Below are 20,477 nucleotides of genomic sequence, written 5' to 3'. Positions count from 1 at the left end.
CGATTTGGCCTTATGGCCGATATTCATGTTTGACTTCGCCCCGCCGTTCTGCGCTTCTATGCGGGCCTTCCTCCGCCGTGCCGACCCAGACGCTCTCCTAAGCCTGCTGGACGCCACCTGTTTGTCCGGCCTTGGAAGGCGTTTCGCGTCGGAACTCTCCGAACGCATCGATAGGAGAAAGCGGATGGCCACTGGCACCGTTAAATGGTTCAACGCCACCAAGGGCTTCGGCTTCATCACGCCGGCTGGCGGCGGCAAGGACGTTTTCGTCCACATCACGGCCGTCCAGGCTGCGGGCCTTCAGGGCCTCAATGACGGACAGTCGGTGTCCTTCGACGTCACCGAGGAGCGCGGCAAGGCTGCCGCCGTCAACCTCAAGGTCTGAGGCACGGGGGAGGTTCGCCTCCCCTTGCTAAGCTATGGAAAAGCCTCCCGCGGATTCCGCGGGGGGCTTTTTTATTGACCGGCCTCCGATATTGCCATATGAATTCGCATAGCAATGCGTCATTTCATGCGTCATATGGAGCAAGGCTCATGACCACCGGGTTCTCTGAGGCCCAGCATCCCTTCCTGGCGGCGGGGCCCTCCCGCTACCTCGATCCCATGGGCCATGTCGCGATCCCGCGCCTGGCCGAGGCCTTCGGCGTCTCGGGCGCGCAATTCGCCGAGACCGCCGGCCTCACGCCCGAGGCCGTGCACCGCGCCTCGCGCCTCAACGCGCCCAAGACCCAGGCCCGCGCCCGCGAGGTGATGGAGATCCTCTACCGCGTCACCGAATGGGCGGGCGGCGAACGGCAGGCCATGGCCTGGTATCGCGCCGAGCCCCTCCCCGCCTTCGGCGACCGCACCGCCGAGGCGCTGGTGAAGGAAGGCAAGGCCGCCGCCCTGCGCGACTGGCTGGACCACATCGCCACCGGCGGATTCGCTTGAGATGGCAGGGCACGGCCTGGCGCGCGCATCATCCGCGATGGTCCTGGGCGCCGCTCTCGGGTGAGGGCGCCGCCCTCAAGGGCGGGCGCTTCAATCCCGCCGGCGTGCCCGCGCTCTATCTGGCCCTGAGCATCGAGGGAATGTGGATCGAGATGGGCCACGGCTTCGCCCATCGCCTCGATCCGCTGACGGTCTGCGCCTATGAGGTCGATGTGGACGGCATCACCGACCTGCGCGACGCATCCGGGGCGGATCTGGCGGCGATGGGCTGCCCCTGGGCGCTGGACCGCGCCGAGGGGCGCAAGCCGGCCTCATGGGCGATCGCGCAGCGGCTGATCGCGGAGGGGGTCTCGGGCATCCTGGTGCCGTCCTTCGCGAATCATGCGCGGCCGGGGATGGCGAATCTGGTGCTGTGGCGATGGGGGCCGCAACCGCCGCGCAAGGTGACGGTGCACGACCCCTCGGGGCGGCTGCCCCGGAACGATCTGTCCTGGAAAAGCTGAGCTGAGAGGGGCGCCGCCCCCTCAACGCAAGGGCGGGTTACGCGCCCTCGCAGCCCTTGTCCTTCAGGCTCGCGAGCACCCATTCGCGCGGCCAGGTCCCGGCCTGGATCTCCTTCTCGGCCTGGATCTCCTTGGCCTGATGCTTCTCCGCATCCGCGATCACCCGCTCCGCATCGGCCATCGGCACCACCACCACGCCGTCCTCGTCGCAGCAGATGAGGTCGCCCGGCATCACCACCTGGCCGCCGCAGGAGACCGCATAGCCGATCTCGCCCGGGCCATCCTTGAAGGGCCCCGCCGGCGTGTGCCCGCGCGCCCAGACGCCGAGGTCCATCTTCGCGAGCTGCGGGATGTCGCGCACGGCGCCGTCCACGATCACGCCGCCGATCCGCCGCTTCGTCGCATGACCCAGCATCAGGTCGCCCATCAGCCCGACCGTCAGGTCGCCATTGCCGTCGGCCACGATGATGTCGCCCGGCAGGGCCGCATCCACCGCGTGATGCAGCATCAGGTTGTCGCCCGAGCGCGCCTTCACGGTGAAGGCCGGGCCGCAGAGCCGCTTCTTGCCGCCGAAGGAATGGAAGGTGCCCGACAGCGCCTGCAGCCGGTTCATCACATCGCCGATATTGGCGACGGGCAGCTTGGCGGCACGGGCGACGAGCGCGGGGTCGACGCGCGTGGTGATTGGGCGGATGCGAAAGCCGACAGTCATGGGAAATCCCTCCAGAAATCAGCCGCATGCCACCACGGGCGGGCCAAATCCGGAAGACCCGGCCTGCGCTAAACCACCTTTCCCCGCCCGCGCGCCGGCAGTTCCAGCCGCGCGGCGAGCCCGCCCATCGCGCTGACGCCGAGCGACAGCCGCCCGCCCACCAGCTCGGCCAGATCCGCGACGATGGACAGGCCCAGGCCTGAGCCCTGCACCGCCTCGTCCAGCTTGGTGCCACGATTGATCGCGGCCTCGCGCTGGTCGGCGGGCATTCCCACCCCGTCATCCTCAACGGCGATGGTGACGATGGGCCGATTTTCCGCCTCGCGCCCCGCCGTCACGGCGATCCGCACGCGCGAGCGCGCCCATTTGCAGGCGTTCTCGGTGAGATTGCCGATCATCTCGGCCAGGTCCTGCCGGTCCACCCGGGCCATGGCCACCGCGTCCCCCACCGCCTCGATGTCGAGCTCGGCCGCGGCGGGAAGGCGCGACATGGCGTTCGCGATCTCCTCCGCCACCGCCAGGACGGGCGTGTCCACCGCCGCCGATCCCGCCAGCGCGCCGACGCGGGCGCGGGCGAGGTGGTGGTCCACCAGCCGCTCCATCGCGGAGGCCTCCTGCAACGCGCCCTCGATGTCCGGCTCGGCCTCCTGCAGCGAGACGCGCAGCACGGCGATGGGCGTCTTCAGCGCATGGGCGAGGTTGCCGACATGGGTGCGCGCGCGCTCGACGGTCGCGCGGTTCTGCGCCACCAGCTCGTCGATCTCCACCACCAGCGGCGCGACCTCGGAGGGCGCCTGCAGGGGCTGCAAGGTCTCGCGCGAGCCGTCGCGCACCTCGGCCAGGGCGCGGCGCACGCGGCGCAGCGGCATGAGCGCCCAGAGCACCTGCCCCGTCGCGCCGGCCACCAGGCCAAAGCCGAGGACGGTGAAGACGGTCGTCAGCAGCGTGCGCGTGTTGGCGATGTCGTCCCGCGCCTCGGCGGTCGAGGCGGCGACCTGCACCAGTATCGGCCCCGCGCCGGCCAGGGAGGAGCGCGTCTCCTCGCTCGTCGTGACCAGGCGCGCCAGCACCCGCATCGCCTCGTCACGCGGGCCCGGCGCGGAATAGGCCTGCGCCCGGCCCGGCGGGGCCGCCGGCGAGGGCGGCAGCCGGGCGTCCCAGAGCGAGGGCGAGGCGACCATCCGCCCGTCGGCCGAGGTCACCTGCCAGTAATGGCCCGAGAGCGGGCGCTGGAATTCCGGATCGGACAGGGCGCGCGACGCGACGCGCGGCCGCCCGTCGGTGCCGATGGAGAGCCCCGCCACCAGGGCGTCGAGCTGCGCCGCGAGCCGGCTGTCGAAGGCCGCCTCCACCTGGCGCGTCAGCACGGCGAAGGCCAGCCATCCCGCCAGCGAGAGCCCCCCGCCCACCCAGATCGCCGAAATCAGCGCAAGGCGCAGCGTGAGCGAGCGCAAGGGTTGGTTCATGGGGGTTGGTTCATGGGGCCGGGCTGGCCTTCCCCGCGGGCAGCGCGATGCGATAGCCCAGTCCGCGCTCGGTCTCGATGATCCCGCTGCCCAGCTTGCGGCGGATGCGCCCGATCACGACCTCGATGGTGTTGGAATCCCGGTCGAAATCCTGGTCGTAGAGATGCTCGGTCAGTTCCGTCTTCGAGATGGGCCGCGCGCCGCACTGCGCCATATAGGTCAGGAGGCGGAATTCCAGCCCGGTCAGGCGCACCGAGGTCCCGTTGAGGCTGACCGTCGCGGCCACGGTGTCGAGCGTCACCTCGCCGCCCTGGCCGAGGCTGATCTCCGGGCGAGTGACGCCGCGCGCGCGGCGGATCAGCGCCTGCATCCGCGCCACCAGTTCGCCGGTCGCGAAGGGCTTGGCCATGTAGTCGTCGGCGCCGGCGTTCAGCCCCTCCACCTTCTCGGTCCAGGCGCCGCGCGCGGTAAGCACGAGGACGGGCATGGATCGCCCGGCGGCGCGCCAGCGGCGCAGCACGCTCAGCCCGTCGAGGCGCGGCAGGCCGAGGTCGAGCACGACCACGTCATAGGGCTCGTTCTCGCCCAGGAAGAGCGCCTCCTCGCCATCGCTCGCCTGGTCCACCACGAAGCGCGCCTCCAGCAAGGCGGCGCGGATCTTGGTGGCAAGCGCAATATTGTCCTCGACGAGGAGCGCACGCATTCAGTTCGCCCTTTCCTGGACGCGTCCCTTGGTGCGGCGAAGCTGCCCGTTCTCGGCGAAGAGCTCCACTTCGAACATCCGCCCATCGGGCGGCAGGATGCGGAACTCATAGACCCAGCGGCCGTCCTCGCGGTCGAGTTCGACCTTCACGATGCGGCCGATATAGCGCCGCTCCACCTGCCCCATGAGCTCGGCGAGTCCCATGATCTGGCCCGATTCGCGGGCGAGGCGCGCGGCCCGGCGACGGTTCGACTCCCGGTCGTCATCATCGTCGTCATCCGCCCGGGCGGAGCCCATCGTCTCGCCGGTCAGCACCAGCCCGAGAGCGGAGAGGAGGAGGCTCTTTTCGAGCAGGTCGCGTCGCTTCATGTCCATCGCCATAGGCCGCCTCCCCTAAACTCAAGATGAACGACAAGGTCACAGCTGGTTCAGGTCAACCTCTTCATAAACATCCCACGCCGAGATCGGCGATAGGAGGTTTGGAATGTTTGGTGCGATCGATGGACAGATGCTCTTTCTGGCGGCGCTGATGGTGGCGCTGGGGGTCGTGCCCGGCCTGCTGGCGCTGTCCTCGCCCAAGAGCGCGATGCCGCGCTTCCGTCGGGCCGTCTAGCGAGCCGACTGGCGAATCCCACGCCAAGTTTAACACCCGGACAGCGACGGTCCGGCGAATATTTCAAGGCCGCCCGGAGACATGCATCCCGCGCGGAGGTCATCGAAGATTCACGTGCAAACCCGGGGCATCGCCCGCATTGCCAGCGTCATTCACAGACGGAGCTGGCGCGATGGCACCATGTGGCCTCTTCCAGGATGACCCTCGAGACAACGGCGCGATGCGCGTCCGCAGCATCTTCATCTCCGACATGCATCTGGGCACGCGCGGCGCACGCGCGGACATGCTGCTCGACTTCCTGGCCCAGGTCGAATGCGAGCAGCTCTATCTGGTCGGCGACGTGATCGACGGCTGGCGCCTGCGCAAATCCTGGTATTGGCACGACGAGTTCGATCAGGTGATCCGCAGCGTGCTCGACCTCGCCCAGGCCGGCACCAAGGTCACCTACATCCCCGGCAACCACGACGAGATGTTCCGCGAGTGGCTCGGCCTCGAGGTCGCCGGCGTGAAGCTGATGCGCGAGGCGGTGCATCACGGCGCCGACGGCCGCCGCTTCCTGGTCATCCACGGCGACGAGTTCGACGGCGTCATCCGCTACGCCAAGTTCCTCGCCTATCTCGGCGACTGGGCCTACGACACGGCGCTGGTGCTGAACCGCTGGTTCAACCTGGCGCGGCGGAAATTCGGCTATCCCTACTGGTCGCTGTCGCAATGGCTGAAGCGCCAGGTGAAGGAGGCCGTGAAGGCCATCGACCGCTTCGAGGAAGCGCTGGCCGGCGAGGCGCGGCGCCGCGGGCTGGACGGCGTGATCTGCGGCCACATCCACCATGCCGAGATGCGCGTCGTGAACGGCGTCATGTACATGAACGACGGCGACTGGGTGGAGAGCTGCACGGCCCTCGTCGAGCATGAGGACGGCCGCTTCGAACTGCTCGACTGGGCCGCGCGGCAGCGCGCGCCGCAGCAGGTGCGCGAGGTGGTCCCGGCCTGATGCATCTCACCATCGTCTCCGATGCCTGGCAGCCGCAGGTGAACGGCGTGGTGCGCACGCTGGAGCGCGTCGCGAGCGAGCTCGCGGCCCGCGGCGACGAGGTCCAGGTGATCGGGCCCGATCGGTTCCGCAACTTCGCCCTGCCCGGCTATCGCGACATCCGCCTCGCCTTCCGGCCGCGGGCGACGCTGCGCAGGATGCTGGACGCGGCCCGCCCCGACGCGCTGCACATCGCGACCGAGGGGCCGCTGGGCCTGGCCATGCGCGCCATCTGCCACGAGCGCGGCTGGCGCTTCACCACGAGCTTCCACACCCGCTTCGCCGAATACCTCTCGGTGCGCACCGGCATTCCGCCGGGCATCACCTGGGCGCTGCTGCGCCGCTTCCACAATGCCGGCGTCGGCACCTTCGCCGCGACGCCGACCCTGCAGGAGGAGCTGGTGCGGCACGGCTTCCGGCACGTGCGGCCCTGGACCCGTGGCGTGGACCTGGCGCTTTTCCACGAGGGCGCGCGCAACGCCTGGGCCGGCCTGCCGGGTCCCATCTTCCTCTATGTCGGCCGCGTCGCCGTCGAGAAGAACATCGCCGCCTTCCTGGAGCTGGACCTGCCGGGGACGAAGGTCGTCGTGGGGGACGGGCCGCAGCGCGCGGCCCTGCAGGCGCGCTATCCGGCGGTCCATTTCGCCGGGTGGCGGCATGGCGAGGACCTCGCCCAGGCCTATCGCGGCGCCGATGTGATGGCCTTCCCCTCGCGCACCGACACCTTCGGCCTGGTGCTGCTCGAGGCCATGGCCTGCGGCACGCCGGTCGCCGCCTTTCCCGTGATGGGCCCGCGCGACGTGGTGGGCCCCGGCGGCGTGCTGGACGAGAACCTGCAGCGGGCCTGCCTGGCCGCGCTGGACGTGCCGCGCGCCCAGGCCCGCCGCCAGGCCGAGCGCTTCTCCTGGCCGGCCTGCGCGGCGAGCTTCCGCGAACAGCTCGTGACGTTACAGGGCTGAGCGGCCCTGTTGCCAATCCGCGGCGCGCCGATTAGGCATGCCGGCACATCAGGAGTTGGGCGGACGCCCGACGCCAACCTGCCTCCCGGGCAAGGTGGCGCTCCCGCAAGGGAGGATGTGGCCGGACCGGCAACCAAACGGGTCAAAGCCACACAGCGTCCGTTCCGCTCCGACGATACGGAGGACGCCCTTGCCGATCAGGATTCCCGACGACCTGCCCGCCCGCGCCACGCTGGAGGCCGAGGGCGTCATGGTCATGCGCGACACCGATGCCCTGCGCCAGGACATTCGCCCGATGCGGATCGGCCTGCTCAACCTCATGCCCGACAAGGTGCGCACCGAGACGCAGTTCGCGCGGCTGCTGGGCGCAACCCCGCTGCAGGTCCAGCTCACGCTGGTGAAGATGACCAACCACGTCGCGCGCAACACCTCGGGCGAGCACATCCTGTCCTTCTACCGCGACTGGGAGGACGTCCGCGCCGAGCGCTTCGACGGCTTCATCGTCACCGGCGCGCCCGTCGAGACCATGGCCTTCGAGCAGGTGACCTATTGGGACGAGCTGCGCCGGATCTTCGACTGGACGCAGACCCATGTGCACGGGCTCTTCAACATCTGCTGGGGCGCGCAGGCGGCGGTGCACCACTTCCACGGCATGCCCAAGCACGCTTTGGCGGAGAAGGCCTTCGGCGTGCACCGGCACCTCAATCTCGCGCCCGCCTCGCCCTATCTGCGCGGGTTCTCCGATGATTTCGCCATCCCCGTCTCGCGCTGGACGGAGGTCCGCCGCGAGGACATCCCGCCCGCGAGCGGCCTGCGCGTGCTGATGGAATCCGAGGAGGCGGGGCTCTGCCTGCTGGAGGACCCGGCGCATCGCGCGCTGCACATGTTCAACCACATCGAATATGATTCCAGCTCGCTGGCCGAGGAGTATTTCCGCGACGTCGCCGCGGGAAAGACGATCGCCATGCCGCTCGACTACTTTCCCGGCGACGACCCCACGCGCCCGCCCGGCAATCGCTGGCGCAGCCATGCGCATCTGCTCTTCGGCAACTGGATCAACCAGCTCTACCAGTCCACCCCCTTCGACCTGGCGGATATCGGACGGAATTGAAGCCGCGGCCCTGCCGATGCTTGCCGCAGATTTGCCCCATCGCAGGTTCTAAGCTGCGGATACTCCCTGGTCATCCCGCCCGTGACGCCACCCGATTCTTCCCCGCCGCCCGAGCCCACCCCCCTCTCCGAGGCGTCGACGGCGCCCATCGGCCGGGTTGCCGCGTTTCGCGCCTGGATCCGCGGCGGCGAGCTGGGGCTGGTCTTCCTCGCGGTGATCACCGGCATCGCGGCGGGGCTGCTCGCCACCGCCATGAGCGCCGCGGCGCGAGGCCTGCACCTGCTGCTTTTCGGCCAGGGCGTGGCGCATGGGGTAAGCCTCGCCCGCGGCGTGGACCCGCTCCAGCTCCTGCTGATCCCGGCCCTGGGCGGCCTCCTGCTCGGCGTCGTGAACATGGGGATCGCGCGCTGGCGGCCGCGCCAGCCGGTGGATCCCATCGAGGCGAATGCGCTGTTCGGCGGACGCATGTCGCTCTGGGACGGCGCGGTGGTGGCCGTGCAGAACATCATCTCCAACGGCTTCGGCGCCTCGGTCGGGCTGGAGGCGGGCTATACCCAGGTCGGCGGCGGCGTCGCCTCGCGGCTGGGGCGCAAGCTGGGGCTGCGGCGCGGCGACCTGCGCGTGCTGGTGGGCTGCGGCGCGGCGGGCGCCATCGCGGCGGCCTTCGACGCCCCGCTGACCGGGGCCTTCTACGCCTTCGAGCTGGTGATCGGCACCTATGCCATCGCCTCGCTGGCGCCCGTGGTGGCCTCGGCCGTCGCGGCCATCCTGACGACGCGGCTGCTGAGCGGACAGACCTATCTCGTGCAGCCCGGCGGCGTGCCCTCGCCCGCCTGGGACGGCTACCTGCTGGCCCTGGCGCTCGGCGTGCTCTGCGCCCTGGCGGCGATCGCGCTGATGCGCGGCGTCACCATGATCGAGAACGCCTTCAAGACCGGCGTGCCATGGGCGCCCCTGCGGCCGGCCGTCGGCGGGCTCGGCGTGGGGGTGCTGGCGCTGCTTTCCCCGGGTGCGCTCTCGGCGGGGCACGGGGCGTTGCACTACGCCTTCAGCACGGAAGGGCCGCTCAGGGCCGCGCTGCTGCTGCTGGTGGTGAAGGCGGCGGCCTCGGCGCTCTCGCTGGGCGCCGGCTTCCGCGGCGGGTTGTTCTTCGCCTCGCTGCTGATGGGTGCGCTGCTGGGCAAGATCTTCGCCGCGCTGCCGCCCGAGATCGGGCTGCATGCGGTCGATCCGCTCTTCCTCGCCGTCGTGGGCATGAGCGCCTTCGGCACGGCGGTGATCGGCGCGCCCCTGGCCATGACCTTCCTCGCGCTCGAGAGCACCGGCAATTTCGCGGTGGCCGGCGCGGTGCTGACGGCGGTAGCGGTTTCCGGCCTCGTGGTGCGCCGGACCTTCGGCTACTCCTTCGCCACCTGGCGCTTCCACCTGCGCGGCGAGACCATCCGCTCCGCCCACGACGTGGGATGGCTGCGCGACCTGACCGTCGGCAAGCTGATGCGGCGCGACGTGCGGACGGTGCGCTTCGACACCAAGCTGGCCTCCTTCCGGCGCGATTTCCCGCTGGGCTCGACCGAGCGCGTGATCGCGCTGGACGAGGCCGGGCGCTACGCCGGCGTGGTGCTGGTCATCGAGGCCCATGCGCCCGAGACGACCGCCGAGACGATCGTCCCGCTGCTCAAGCTGAAGGACGTGGCGCTGCTGCCGGCGATGAACGCGAAGGAGGCCATGGCGGTCTTCGACAGCGTGGAGGTCGAGGCGCTGGCGGTGCTGGACGGCGCGGAGAGCCGCAAGGTCATCGGCTCGCTGACCGCGAGCCACGTGCTGCGCCGCTACGGCGAGGAGATCGACAAGCGGCGCCAGGAAGAGGTCGGGCTGAGTTAGAGCAGATCCCGATCAGGCTGCTTTGCCTGATCGGGTGAAGATGATCGGAAAAAGCTCTAGCCTTTCCCGGCGAGCTCCAGCGCGGATTCCAGCCCGCCGGCCAGGATGTTGTCGGACAGTTCGCGGTCCGTCACGGCGCGGGCCAGCTGCAGCGTGCCGATCATCAGCCCGTAGATCGCGGCCGCCCTGCGCTCGCGCTCTTCCGCCGACAGCTCCTCGGGCAGCTCGGCGCCGATATGCCCGAGCGTCCTGCGCACCGCGCCCTGGAAGGCCTCGCGGGTGGGCGCGGGATGGCGCGCGATCTCCGCCGCGAGCGCCGCCGTGAAGCAGCCCTGCCCCGGGCCGTCGCGATGGCCGGGGCTGAGATAGCTGCGGATGAAGCCCTCGCCGGCGCCGGGGCCGGCCTCGCGGAGGGCCGCCTCGCGCTTGCCAAGCGCGTGCGCCATCGCCTCCTGGACGAGATGCTCCTTGGATTCGAAGTGGTTGTAGAAGGCGCCGTTGGTCAGCCCGGCCTCGGCCATAAGGCCGGCGATGCCCGCCGCCGCCACGCCCTCCTCCCGGAACTTCTTCGCGGCGACCTCGACGATGTGCTGGCGCGTCCCGTCCTTGTGGCCCTTCGCGTATCTCATGGCCCGCTCCGCATCGGGGCCGACGGATTCACGCCCCCAGCCGGTCCCGGGCCGCGGCGATCCGCCGGCATAACATTGCGTCCATCTTCGATGGCCGCCATTGCATTACGATCGTAATTAATCATTATGATTGTAATCTAACAACCCGCGGCCCGGGCTTCAAGCCCGTTCGGCCCTTCCGGACAAGGACTTCCACCATGCGTCTCCAAGGCAAGACGGCGCTCATCACGGGCGGCACCAGCGGCATCGGCCTCGCCACCGCGAAGCTCTTCCTCGCCGAGGGCGCCGAGGTCGTCGTCACCGGGCGCAACCGGCAGACCCTCGACGCCACGCAACGCGAACTCGGCGATCGCGCGCTGGCCGTGCAGGCCGATGCCACCGAGGAAGGCGCGGCCGAGCGCGCCGTCGCCGAGGGCATCGCGCGCTTCGGCAAGATCGACATCGTCTTCGCCAATGCCGGCATCGGCGGTGCCACGCCGCTCGGCGGCACCACGGCCGAGGCCTTTTCCCACATCGTCCGCAACAACCTGGACGGCAGCTTCCTCACCGTGCAGGCGGCACTGCCGCATCTGGGCCGGGGCGCCGCGGTGATCCTCAACGGCTCGGTGCACGCGGTGCTGGGCGTGGCCGGATGGTCGGCCTATGCGGCGGCCAAGGCGGGCCTGCGCGCCATGTCGCGCGTGCTGGCCTCGGAGCTGGCGGCGCAGGGCATCCGCGTGAACCTCGTGGTGCCGGGCGGCACGCGCACGCCGATCTGGTCCTTCGCCGCGCCGACGGAAGCGGCCATGGACGTGTTGGACGCCCAGCTCTCCCTCGCCATCCCGCTCGGCAAGATGGGCGAGGCGGACGATATCGCGAAGGCCGTGCTGTACCTCGCCTCGGACGACGCGAAGCACGTCACGGGCGCCGAGATCGTCGTCGATGGCGGCCACACCGGCGCGCCCGCCGGCGCGCCCGTCTACCGCGCCGCAGCCTGACCGCCATGAGCCAGGCCACGCTCGCCGCCGCTCCTCCCACCGCCGCGCCGGCCGTGGACCGCAAGGCCATGGCGCGCGCGGCGATGCTCGACGGCCCCATCCTCGCCACGCTGCTGCGCCTGGCGCTGCCCACCATCTCCGTGCTCATCGCGCAGACGGCGGTGAACGTGGCCGAGGGCTATTATGTCGGCCTGCTCGGCACCGACGCGCTGGCGGGCGTGGCGCTCGTCTTCCCCGTCTACATGCTCATGATGATGATGTCGGGCGGCGGGCTCGGCAGCGGCGTGGCCTCTTCCGTGGCGCGGGCGATCGGCGGCGGCCGGCAGCACGACGCCGATGCGCTGGTGCTGCACGCCATCGTGCTGGCGGTGGTCGTCGGCGCGGCCTTCACCTTCGCGACCATCCAGGGCGGCCCCTGGCTCTACCGCACGCTGGGCGGGCGCGACGGGGCGCTGGAGGCGGCGCTGCTCTACTCCAACTGGATCTTCGCCGGCTCCATCGCGATCTGGGTGGTGAACCTGCTCTCCGCCGCGCTGCGTGGCTCGGGCAATGTGAAGGTGCCGGCCCTGGTGACGCTGGGCGGCGCGCTGGTGCTGATCCCGGCCTCGCCGGCACTGATCTTCGGCTTCGGGCCCATTCCGCGGATGGGCATCGCCGGCGGCGGGCTGGCCTTCGCGCTGTATTTCGGCGGCGCGTCGCTGGTGCTGCTGCACTACATGGCCTCCGGCCGCTCCGGGCTCGCCCTGCGCTGGGCGCCGCTGGAATGGCGGCTCTTCGCCGATATCCTGAAGGTCGGGCTGCCGACGGCGCTCAGCACCGTGCTGACCAACCTCACCGTGATCCTGGTGACGGGCGCGGTCGGGCTCTTCGGGACGCATGCCCTGGCGGGCTACGGCATCGCCTCGCGGCTGGACTACCTGCTGATCCCCGTGCTGTTCGGGCTGTCCTCGGCGGTGCTCACCATGGTGGGCGTGAACATCGGCGCCGGCCGGCGGCCGCGGGCACGGGAGATCGCCTGGACGGGCGGGCTGGTGGGCGCGGCCTTCACCGGCGCGATCGGGCTGGTGATCGCCCTCTGGCCGGGGCTGTGGCTGAATCTCTTCACCGACGAGGCCGACGTGCTGGCGCCGGCGACGGCCTATCTGAGCATCGTGGCGCCCTTCTATGCGTTCTTCGGGCTGGGCTTCGTCGTGTCCTTCGCGGGCCAGGGCGCGGGGCACATGCTGTGGCCCTTCCTGGGCGTCACGGGGCGGCTGGCGATCGCGGCGGGGCTGGGCTGGGTCGCGGTCAGCGTCTTCGGCGCCGATATCGCGACGCTGGCGTCGATCGTGGCCGGCTCCTTCGTGGTCTATGCGGCGTTGTGCTGCGTGGTGATGGTGTCGAAGACGGTGTGGGCGAGGTAATCGCCCGCATCCCGCGCGGTGCGCCAGCGCCTCGGCACGACGTCAGACGGCGACCGGATTCAGTTCCATATGGACGATCTCGATCGCGTCCCCGCCCAGGCCGTGGGAGAAGATACCCGTCCCGACCCGTTCGAAGCCGTGGCGCCGATAGAAGGCTTCGGCGTTGACGGTCGATTCGAGCCGGATGGGCCCCGAATGGCCCGATCGCGCCCGGGCGATGCCGACCTCCAGGAGGCGTCTCCCCAGGCCGGTCCCCGATGCCCCGGGCAGAACGAACAGCCGCGTGACTTCGCCGGGTTCCGCATCCACGAAACCGACGATGTCGCCCTCGCATTCCGCGACCACCATGTTTCCCAGGCCGATGAGGCCTTCGTAATAGGCCGGCGTGCGATCACCCATCCATCCGGCGATCTGCTGGCCGGAGTAGTGATGCCGGGCCAGCCCGGCCACCGAGGCGCGGGTGACCTCGAACACCGCCTCGCCGTCGCCGGCCCTCGCCGGCCTGAACGCGACATGCCCGTCTTTTTCCACCCCACGCTCTCCCCGAAATTGTCCGAAGCCGGGACCGCCCTAAGCGATCCCCCTCCGAAAACAAGCCTTCGCGTGATCGTTCACCATTCCCGCCGCCTGCATCCACGACTGGACGATCACCGGCCCCACGAACTTGAAGCCCTTCTTCTTCAGCGCCTTCGACATCGCCTCGGACAGCTCGGTCTTGGCGTGGACGGTTTCGCCATCGCCCCGGATCGTCTTCCCGCCCACCATGCCCCAGGCGAATTCCGAAAAATCCTCGCCCGCCGCCCGCATCGCCAGATAGGCGCGCGCATTGCCGATGGTCGCCTCGATCTTCGCCCGCGCGCGGATGATGCCGGCATCGCCCATCAGCCGCTCGACATCCGCCGGACCGAAGGCCGCGACCTTCTCGGGATCGAAATTCGCGAAGGCGCGGCGATAGCCCTCGCGCTTGCGCAGCACCGTGATCCAGGCGAGCCCGGCCTGCGCGCCCTCCAGGTTCAGCGACTCCCAGAGCGCGCGGGAATCGCGTTCCTCCACGCCCCATTCCGCGTCGTGATAGGCGCGCAGCAGGGGGTCGGATTCACACCATCTGCAGCGATGCGGCTCGGTCATGCGGCGGCTTCCTTCGCGGCGGCGTCGATATCCGCCATCTCCAGCACCGGCTGCGGCGCGCCATGCCGCGCGACGTTCAGCATGGCCTGGCCGATCACCTCGGTCGTCAGCACCCAGCGCGGCAGGAGCCGGCGCGCGAGGCTGAAGACCGGGCTCAGCAGAAGATAGATGGCCTGGATCCACGCGACCTTCGGCCGTGCCCCGTTCAGCGGCTGGATGATGCCCGGCCGGAAGAGATAGACCGCCTTGAAGGGGAGGAATTGCAGCGCGTTCTCGGTCTCGCCCTTCACCCGCGCCCACATGGTCCGGCTCGCACTGTCGCTGCCCGCGCCGGTGACATAGACGAAGGTCATCGCCGGATTGCGCGGCGCCAGCGCCCGCGCGGCGGCCAGCGTGAGGTCATGGGTCACGCGCCGGTAATCGGCCTCCGCCATGCCGAGGGAGGAGACGCCGAGACAGAAGAAACAGGCGTCGAAGCCCGCGAGTTCCTCCTCCAGCCCGGCATAGTCGAAGAGATCTGGATGGACGATCTCGCGCAGCTTCGGGTGGTCGATCCCCGTCGCGCTGCGCCCGAGGGTCACCACCTGCGTCACATCCGCCGCGCGCAGGCATTCCCGCAGCACCCCCTGCCCCACCATGCCGGTGGCGCCGAAGACGAGGACCTTCAAGCGCGCGCCGCGCTTTGGATGCGCGCCAGCACCGCGGACACGCCGTTGCGGCGCGAGAGGCTGATATGCTCGCCCAGCCCCAGCCGCGTCAGGAAGTTCGGATCGGCTGCGCGAATCTCCTCCACCGTGCGGCCGTTGAAGACGCGCAGCACCAGCGCCATCAGCCCCTGGACGATGGCGGCGTCGCTGTTGATGCGGAAATACAGCCGCTCCCCTTCGCGGCGCGGCACGAACCACACGCGCGACTGGCAGCCGGGAACGAGATTCGCCTCCACCTTCTCCTCGGCCGTGAGCACGGGCAGTTCCCGGCCCATGTCCATGAGGTAGCGGTAGCGGTCCTCCCAATCGTCGAAGAGGGAGAACCCTTCCTCGAGATCGGTGATCACCTCCTCGATGGTGAAGGAGGGCGCGTCCACGGTCATGATACCGCTCAGCTGGCCTTGGCGAAGGCGACGAGCTGGTCGCTGGCGGTCAGCTTGTCGATCTTCTCGATGGCCGCGTATTCCGCCGCCAGGCGCTCCAGCGCCTGTTCATAGATCTGGCGCTCGCTGAAGGACTGGTCGGGCTGGCCGGCATTGCGCTGCAGGTCGCGCACGACCTCGGCGATCTGGATGGGATCGCCGCTGTTGATCTTGGCCTCGTATTCCTGCGCGCGGCGCGACCACATGGTGCGCTTGATGCGGGCGCGGCCCTTGAGGGTGTCGATCGCGGCCTCGAACTCCTTCTGGGTGAAGAGCTTCCGCAGGCCGGCCGTGGGCACCTTGTTGACGGGAACGCGCAGGGTCATGCGGTTCTCCTCAAAGGTGACGACGATCATGTGCATTTCCATGCCCGCCGCCTCGATGATCTCGATGCCCTGCACGGTGCCGACGCCATGGGTCGGGTAGACGACATGGTCGCCCGCCTTCAGCTCGATCTTGGCGGCCGGCGGACGCGGCGGGCCGGATTGCGGCTCGTTGAAGCCGGGGCGGCCGGGGCTGCGGACGGCGAAGGACGGCGGCATGTTGGGCCGGCCCATGGGCGGGCGCGGCGACATGGGATTGCCGCCGCCGCGCATCGGCATGTTCGGAGGGGCGGCGACGATGATGTTGGGGCGCGGCGCGACAGGCGCCGCCGGCGGCTCGGCCACGGGCGCCACGGCAACGGTCGGGGCGACGGCGGCCGGCTTCTCGGAAGCGGATTTGGGAGGGGACTTGGCCGAGGGGGCCTTGCTGCTGGTCACTGGACGGGTTGCTGCCTTGGTAAGAGTGGCTTCGGGCATGGCAGCCGTCTTGGCTGCCGGTTCAGTCGTCGGATCCGGCTTCGCGTCCGCCTGGGGGGCGGGCGGGGGGGCCGGTTTTGGCGCTGGCTTCTTCACCACCGCCTGAATGGGCATCGGGGCCGGTGCCGTCTTCGTCGCGGCTTTCGGAGCGGGCTTCGCCGCTGGTTTGTGCGCCGGCTTGGCGACCATCTTCGGGGCCGCAGCCTTGGTCGCCGTCTTGGACACCGCAGCCTTGGACACCGCGGCTTTCGATCCCGCGGCCTTGGTCACCGCGGTCTTGGTCACCGCGGCTTTCGACGCCGAGGCCTTCGGAGCCGCGGGCTTGGGCAGCCGCGCCTTTGAAGCCGCGACCTTCGAAGCTGCCGCCTTCGGCGCCACAACCTTTCGCGCCGCAACCTTTGGCGTCCCAGACTTTGAAGTCCCAGACTTTGAAGTTCCGGACTTGGCCGCGGGCTTCGCCTTCACCGGCTTAGGGGCCGGCTTGGGCGCGGGGCGAGAGGCTGCCTTGGCGGCGACCTTCACGGACCCGGCCTTGGCGGCCGGTTTTTTGACGGGGATGGGGGCCTTTTTGGCACGCGCGGGCGAGGACTTACTCCGAGGCGACGTGACCATGTGCGACGAGACTCCTGCAACCCAGGAAGGAGGGAGCCGAACGCGCTGAACCCCTTGGCAGCTTTCGATTTCTGGCCGTGGAGAGGACGCTTCCGTCGTAATGATATAGCACAAAAATGCACCCCTGTCACGCACGGAGAGGCATTGCCTCCCGCGCGCGAGCCACGGCAGTCGGTCTCAGGGCTTGCCCGGTTCCGGGCTCAGCATCTCCGCCTTCCCAGGCTTGTCCTTCCACTCCTCCGCATCGGCCGGCGGCTCGCCCTTGCGGGTGATGTTCGGCCAGGTCTTGGCGTAGTTGCGGTTGATCTCGAGCCAGGGCGTGGCCTGATCGTCGCTATCGGGCAGAATGGCCTCGGCGGGGCATTCCGGCTCGCAGACGCCGCAGTCGATGCACTCATCCGGATGGATCACCAGGAAGTTCTCGCCGACGTAGAAACAGTCGACCGGGCACACCTCGACACAATCCATGAACTTGCACTTAATGCAATTTTCGGTGACGACATAAGTCACGAAAGCGGCTCCTGATCTTCGCAGTCGCGGTAGAAATGACGCCCCAGCGTTGCGTTGACAAGCGCAAGGGCGTCAGGGCAGCCCTTCACCCACTTCCTCATACAGCAAACGGGCTTCTTCCGGCGGTCCCCGGCGCTCGCCGAGCGCCAGAACCCGCCAGACCCGGACCTCGCCAGCCCAGAAAAACGTGAGCAGGTCGCCGACGCGAATCCGGGCGTGGTCCTTGGTGACGGGCTGGCGGTTGAGGCGGAACCCGCCTGCCTCGATCAGCGCGCCACAGGCGGGTTTGGTCTTGGCCAGGCGCGTGTGCCAGAGCCAGGTATCGAGGCGCAGGAAATCCGCCCCCGTCCCCATCCGTCAGGGAATCACGTCTGGAAGCAGCGGCGTGGTCCTCCGGCGCATGGGGCTCTGACGCGCTACTTCAGCTTGAGCTTCATGAGCGCGGCGAAGGGGCTGTCCTCGACGCTCGTGGAGGGGCGGTCCTCATGGAAGGTCCGCGTCTCCGGACCGCCCGAGCGGTCGCGGTCGCGCGGGGGGCCGCCCCGGCGATCGTCGCGGCGGTCGTCACGGCGAGGGGCGCCCTTGCTCGGGAAGTTGCCGCGATTGCCGTCGCGGCGGGGCCCATCATTGCGCGGCCCATCCTGGCGAGCGCCTTCCGGACGCGGCGTCTCGGCCGGCGCGCCATCGGGACGCGGCGCGCCCTGACCCTGGCCATGACGCGGGGCGCCCTTGCCGGGGAAGGGACCGCGATTGCGGTCGCGGCGCGGGCCGTCGTTGCGGCGCGGGGCCTCGGCCCCTTCGGCCGGCGCGGCGCCCTCGGCGGCAGGCGCGCCCTCGGCCGGCGCCTGGTCGCGGCGGGCGTTCGGGTTGGGACCACGGCCGCGATTGGGCTGGTTCTGGCGGCGCGGCGGCGCGGCGGGGCGCGCCCAGGCCACCATCGCCGGCAGCACCGGGCCCTGCATGTCCTCGGCCAGGACCTCGGAGGGGATGAGGCGGAAGCCGAGCGCGGTCAGCACCGGCTCCAGCATGTCGCCCTTGATGCCGAAGCGGCCCAGGATTTCGGGCGGCAGGGGCGCGGGCGCGCGGCGGGTGAGGTAGCCGAGTTCGGCCGCCACGCGCTCCGCGACGTCCAGGCGCAGCAGCACCGGCCCGGCGGAGACCCAGCCCATGATGGCCGAGAAGCCCTCGGGCCAGGAGAGCGCCATCACGCCGTCGGTCGGGATGGAGACCAGGCCCGGCGCGGGCAGCGGCGGGGTCGGCAGGTCGAAGCTCAGCGCCCAGAGCTGCGCGCGCAGCGCCATGGGCCGCGGCTTCAGCGCCTCGGGCACATAGAGCGCGAAGCGGCCGGCGCGGATGCCGATCGCCTTCAGCTTGGCCCGCAGCTCATGGCCGATGTTGTTGCGCGTGTCGCCCGGCTTGAGGCCGAGCGTCTCGCGCAGTTGGAAGGCCGGGCCGCGCAGCGTGTTGTCCTCGGCGGCCTTGGCCTCAATGGCCGCGATGGCCGCGAGGTCCTTGGAGAGGACGCCCTCGATCCAGCCGGCCAGGCGGGTGCGGATGCGCTCGCGCTGCGGCCCGTCCAGGAATTCGGAGGCATTCACCTCGATCAGCGGCTTGCCCGGCTCGCTGCCCATCTTGAGGCGGGCGATCTCCGCGCCGTCCCAGGTGATGCGGTGCTCGGAGGTCAGGGCCAGACCATCGATCTTGGCGGTGTCCAGCGCGGCCAGGCGGCGTGGGATCTCCTGCACCAGGGCGCGGCGCGCGGCACGGAGGATGAGCTTCTTCTCCTCCTCGCCGCCCTCGCCATGCTCGGGCACGAAGTCGAAGCCGACCACGTGGCCGACCTTATGGCCCTCGACCACCACTTCGCCCTGGCGGGTGACGGCGGAAAGCAGCTCGTCCTCGGTGCTGTCGAGGCTGCGGATCAGATGCGCGGCGCGACGGTCCACGAAGCGGGCCGTCAGGCGCTCGTGCAGCGCGTCGGAAACGGCATCCTCGGCGGCGCGGGCGGCTTCCTGCTGGACCTCGGCATCGCGCACCCAGTCGGCGCGGGCGGCGATATAGGCCCAGACGCGAATGGCCGAGAGGCGCGCCATCAGCGTGTCGAGGTCGCCCTCGGTGCTGGTGCAAGAGGCGATCTGCGCGGCGATCCAGTCGGACGGCAGGGTGCCGTCCTCGGCCAGATTGGTGAAGACGCGGGCGCAGAGCCGGGTGTGGGTGTCGTCGGCCAGCTTGCGGAAATCGGGGATCTGGCAGGCTTCCCACAGCAGCTGCACCCGGGCGCGCGACGAGGCGAGGGCGCGGATCGGCTCCTCGCGGCCGAGATGGCTCAGCACGATGTGGTCGGTCGCGTCATTGCCCTTGGTCAGGCCGGGCTGCGGTGAGGGCGCGCTCAGGCTGTCGAGCAGGGCGTCGATGCTGGAGAAGTCGAGGTCGCTGTTGCGCCAGACGAGCGACTGCAGCGGCTCGAAATGATGCCCCTCGATCTTGGCGACCATCTCGTCGGACAGGGCCGGGCATTCGGCGGTGGTGCCGAAGGTGCCGTCGCGCATGCCGCGGCCGGCGCGGCCGGCGATCTGCGCGGCCTCCTGCGCGGAAAGGGCGCGCGGCGAATTGCCGTCGAACTTCTGCAGGCTCGCGAAGGCGACGTGGTCGACGTCCATGTTCAGGCCCATTCCAATGGCGTCGGTGGCCACGAGGAAATCAACCTCGCGATCCTGGTACATCTTCACCTGGGCGTTTCGCGTGCGCGGGGACAGGCGCCCCATCACGACCGCGCAGCCGCCACGGCGGCGGCGGATGGCCTCGGCGATCGCATAGACCTCCTGGGCGGAGAAGGCGACGACGGCGCTGCGGGCCGGCAGGCGCGTCAGCTTCACCGGGCCGGCATAGGTCAGGTTGGAGAGGCGCGGGCGCGTCTCGATCTCGACCTGCGGCACCAGGCGCTGCATCAGCGGGCGGATGGTCTCCGCGCCCATGAACATCGTCTCGACCAGGCCGCGCGCGTGCAGCAGGCGGTCGGTGAAGATATGGCCGCGATCGGGGTCGGCGCAGAGCTGGATCTCGTCGACCGCGAGGAATTCCACCTTGCGATCCAGCGGCATGGCCTCGACCGTGCAGGCGAACCACTTCGCGCCGGGCGGGATGATCTTCTCCTCGCCGGTGATGAGCGCGACATGGGCCTCGCCCTTCTGGGCGACCATGCGGTCATAGTTCTCCCGCGCCAGGAGGCGCAGCGGGAAACCGATGATCCCGGAGGAATGCGCGAGCATGCGCTCCATCGCGAGATGGGTTTTTCCGGTGTTGGTCGGGCCGAGAATGGCCTTCACGCGAGCGTCGAACATGACCGTTATTCCAGCAAAAGTCGGGAGCCTTATGGACCAT

At 69.9% G+C, this 20,477-nt stretch carries 24 protein-coding genes and 1 riboswitch; of the genes, 11 read left to right on the top strand and 13 right to left on the bottom strand.

Annotated elements, in window-relative coordinates; genetic code table 11:
* Positions 1–184: 184 nt before the first annotated feature.
* The 3 genes from ACO057_RS08960 to ACO057_RS08950 all read left to right on the top strand — a co-directional run bounded on the left by ACO057_RS08960 (position 185) and on the right by ACO057_RS08950 (position 1,433).
* On the top strand, positions 185–385 hold the full coding sequence (locus ACO057_RS08960) for a cold-shock protein (protein WP_421991164.1): 201 nt from the start codon (positions 185–187) through the stop codon (positions 383–385).
* 149 nt (positions 386–534) lie between these two features.
* Positions 535–930, top strand: coding sequence for an antitoxin Xre/MbcA/ParS toxin-binding domain-containing protein (locus ACO057_RS08955; RefSeq protein ID WP_421990776.1), 396 nt, complete (start codon positions 535–537; stop codon positions 928–930).
* Entirely contained in the window at positions 927–1,433 is a 507-nt protein-coding gene (locus tag ACO057_RS08950) for an RES family NAD+ phosphorylase (protein WP_421990774.1), read from the top strand. The genes ACO057_RS08955 and ACO057_RS08950 overlap by 4 nt, the downstream gene beginning before the upstream one ends.
* 37 nt (positions 1,434–1,470) lie before the next feature.
* On the opposite strand, the gene ACO057_RS08945 is transcribed toward ACO057_RS08950, so the two are convergent.
* From ACO057_RS08945 to ACO057_RS08930, 4 genes are all read right to left on the bottom strand, one after another.
* A complete protein-coding gene (locus ACO057_RS08945) occupies positions 1,471–2,145 on the bottom strand; it encodes an RraA family protein (protein WP_421990772.1) in 675 nt (224 codons plus the stop codon).
* 68 nt (positions 2,146–2,213) lie between these two features.
* A complete protein-coding gene (locus ACO057_RS08940) occupies positions 2,214–3,611 on the bottom strand; it encodes an ATP-binding protein (RefSeq protein WP_421990770.1) in 1,398 nt (465 codons plus the stop codon).
* Positions 3,612–3,621: 10 nt separating this feature from the next.
* Positions 3,622–4,314: a response regulator transcription factor gene (locus tag ACO057_RS08935; RefSeq protein WP_421990768.1), complete on the bottom strand. Its 693-nt coding sequence runs from the start codon at positions 4,312–4,314 to the stop codon at positions 3,622–3,624.
* Entirely contained in the window at positions 4,315–4,683 is a 369-nt protein-coding gene (locus ACO057_RS08930; protein WP_421990766.1) for a PepSY domain-containing protein, read from the bottom strand. It lies immediately after the preceding gene.
* A 115-nt stretch (positions 4,684–4,798) separates the two neighbouring features.
* On the opposite strand from ACO057_RS08930, the gene ACO057_RS08925 reads away from it, so the two are divergent.
* The 5 genes from ACO057_RS08925 (at position 4,799) to ACO057_RS08905 (ending at position 9,908) form a co-directional block, all read left to right on the top strand.
* Positions 4,799–4,927: a hypothetical protein gene (locus ACO057_RS08925; protein WP_421990764.1), complete on the top strand. Its 129-nt coding sequence runs from the start codon at positions 4,799–4,801 to the stop codon at positions 4,925–4,927.
* A 220-nt stretch (positions 4,928–5,147) separates the two neighbouring features.
* Positions 5,148–5,918: a UDP-2,3-diacylglucosamine diphosphatase gene (locus ACO057_RS08920; protein WP_421990762.1), complete on the top strand. Its 771-nt coding sequence runs from the start codon at positions 5,148–5,150 to the stop codon at positions 5,916–5,918.
* Positions 5,918–6,916: a glycosyltransferase family 4 protein gene (locus ACO057_RS08915; RefSeq protein WP_421990760.1), complete on the top strand. Its 999-nt coding sequence runs from the start codon at positions 5,918–5,920 to the stop codon at positions 6,914–6,916. Before ACO057_RS08920 ends, ACO057_RS08915 begins: the two co-directional genes overlap by 1 nt.
* Positions 6,917–6,956: 40 nt before the next feature.
* Positions 6,957–7,063, top strand: a riboswitch (SAM-I-IV-variant riboswitch).
* 43 nt (positions 7,064–7,106) lie between these two features.
* On the top strand, positions 7,107–8,027 hold the full coding sequence (locus ACO057_RS08910; protein ID WP_421990758.1) for a homoserine O-succinyltransferase: 921 nt from the start codon (positions 7,107–7,109) through the stop codon (positions 8,025–8,027).
* A gap of 81 nt (positions 8,028–8,108) precedes the next feature.
* The gene (locus ACO057_RS08905) at positions 8,109–9,908 is read left to right on the top strand and encodes a chloride channel protein (protein ID WP_421990756.1); all 1,800 of its coding nucleotides are present in this window, start codon (positions 8,109–8,111) and stop codon (positions 9,906–9,908) included.
* A gap of 56 nt (positions 9,909–9,964) precedes the next feature.
* Here ACO057_RS08905 and ACO057_RS08900 read toward each other — a convergent pair whose 3' ends face one another.
* Entirely contained in the window at positions 9,965–10,537 is a 573-nt protein-coding gene (locus tag ACO057_RS08900) for a TetR/AcrR family transcriptional regulator (protein ID WP_421990754.1), read from the bottom strand.
* Positions 10,538–10,734: 197 nt separating this feature from the next.
* On the opposite strand from ACO057_RS08900, the gene ACO057_RS08895 reads away from it, so the two are divergent.
* Positions 10,735–11,514, top strand: a complete 780-nt coding sequence (locus ACO057_RS08895; RefSeq protein WP_421990752.1) for an SDR family oxidoreductase — start codon at positions 10,735–10,737, stop codon at positions 11,512–11,514.
* 5 nt (positions 11,515–11,519) lie between these two features.
* On the top strand, positions 11,520–12,917 hold the full coding sequence (locus ACO057_RS08890; protein WP_421990750.1) for an MATE family efflux transporter: 1,398 nt from the start codon (positions 11,520–11,522) through the stop codon (positions 12,915–12,917).
* A 42-nt stretch (positions 12,918–12,959) separates the two neighbouring features.
* Here the strand turns inward: ACO057_RS08890 and ACO057_RS08885 are convergent, their stop codons facing one another.
* The 5 genes from ACO057_RS08885 to ACO057_RS08865 are packed head-to-tail and all read right to left on the bottom strand — an operon-like array spanning position 12,960 to position 15,935.
* A complete protein-coding gene (locus ACO057_RS08885; RefSeq protein ID WP_421990748.1) occupies positions 12,960–13,448 on the bottom strand; it encodes a GNAT family N-acetyltransferase in 489 nt (162 codons plus the stop codon).
* A gap of 39 nt (positions 13,449–13,487) precedes the next feature.
* Positions 13,488–14,045 carry a DNA-3-methyladenine glycosylase I gene (locus ACO057_RS08880; protein WP_421990746.1) on the bottom strand — a complete coding sequence of 186 codons (558 nt, stop codon included), beginning with the start codon at positions 14,043–14,045 and terminating at the stop codon, positions 13,488–13,490.
* Positions 14,042–14,713 (bottom strand): NAD-dependent epimerase/dehydratase family protein, encoded by a 672-nt coding sequence (locus ACO057_RS08875; protein WP_421990744.1) that lies wholly within the window; start codon positions 14,711–14,713, stop codon positions 14,042–14,044. The genes ACO057_RS08880 and ACO057_RS08875 overlap by 4 nt, the downstream gene beginning before the upstream one ends.
* The gene (locus ACO057_RS08870; RefSeq protein ID WP_421990742.1) at positions 14,710–15,135 is read right to left on the bottom strand and encodes a SufE family protein; all 426 of its coding nucleotides are present in this window, start codon (positions 15,133–15,135) and stop codon (positions 14,710–14,712) included. Before ACO057_RS08870 ends, ACO057_RS08875 begins: the two co-directional genes overlap by 4 nt.
* A gap of 8 nt (positions 15,136–15,143) precedes the next feature.
* Complete coding sequence (locus tag ACO057_RS08865; protein WP_421990740.1) at positions 15,144–15,935, bottom strand: CarD family transcriptional regulator; 792 nt, start codon at positions 15,933–15,935, stop codon at positions 15,144–15,146.
* 145 nt (positions 15,936–16,080) lie between these two features.
* On the opposite strand from ACO057_RS08865, the gene ACO057_RS08860 reads away from it, so the two are divergent.
* A complete protein-coding gene (locus ACO057_RS08860) occupies positions 16,081–16,635 on the top strand; it encodes a hypothetical protein (protein WP_421990738.1) in 555 nt (184 codons plus the stop codon).
* Positions 16,636–16,763: 128 nt separating this feature from the next.
* On the opposite strand, the gene fdxA is transcribed toward ACO057_RS08860, so the two are convergent.
* The 3 genes from fdxA to ACO057_RS08845 all read right to left on the bottom strand — a co-directional run bounded on the left by fdxA (position 16,764) and on the right by ACO057_RS08845 (position 20,437).
* Positions 16,764–17,096, bottom strand: coding sequence for a ferredoxin FdxA (gene fdxA, locus ACO057_RS08855; RefSeq protein WP_421990736.1), 333 nt, complete (start codon positions 17,094–17,096; stop codon positions 16,764–16,766).
* A gap of 72 nt (positions 17,097–17,168) precedes the next feature.
* Positions 17,169–17,450 carry an RNA-binding S4 domain-containing protein gene (locus tag ACO057_RS08850; RefSeq protein ID WP_421990734.1) on the bottom strand — a complete coding sequence of 94 codons (282 nt, stop codon included), beginning with the start codon at positions 17,448–17,450 and terminating at the stop codon, positions 17,169–17,171.
* A gap of 62 nt (positions 17,451–17,512) precedes the next feature.
* Entirely contained in the window at positions 17,513–20,437 is a 2,925-nt protein-coding gene (locus ACO057_RS08845) for a helicase-related protein (RefSeq protein WP_421990732.1), read from the bottom strand.
* Positions 20,438–20,477 lie beyond the last annotated feature (40 nt).

Source organism: Roseococcus sp., assembly GCF_965227005.1.
In the GTDB taxonomy this organism is placed as follows: domain Bacteria; phylum Pseudomonadota; class Alphaproteobacteria; order Acetobacterales; family Acetobacteraceae; genus Roseococcus.
Note: the sequence above shows the minus strand (reverse complement) of the source record. Positions and strands in the feature narration are given on the sequence as shown.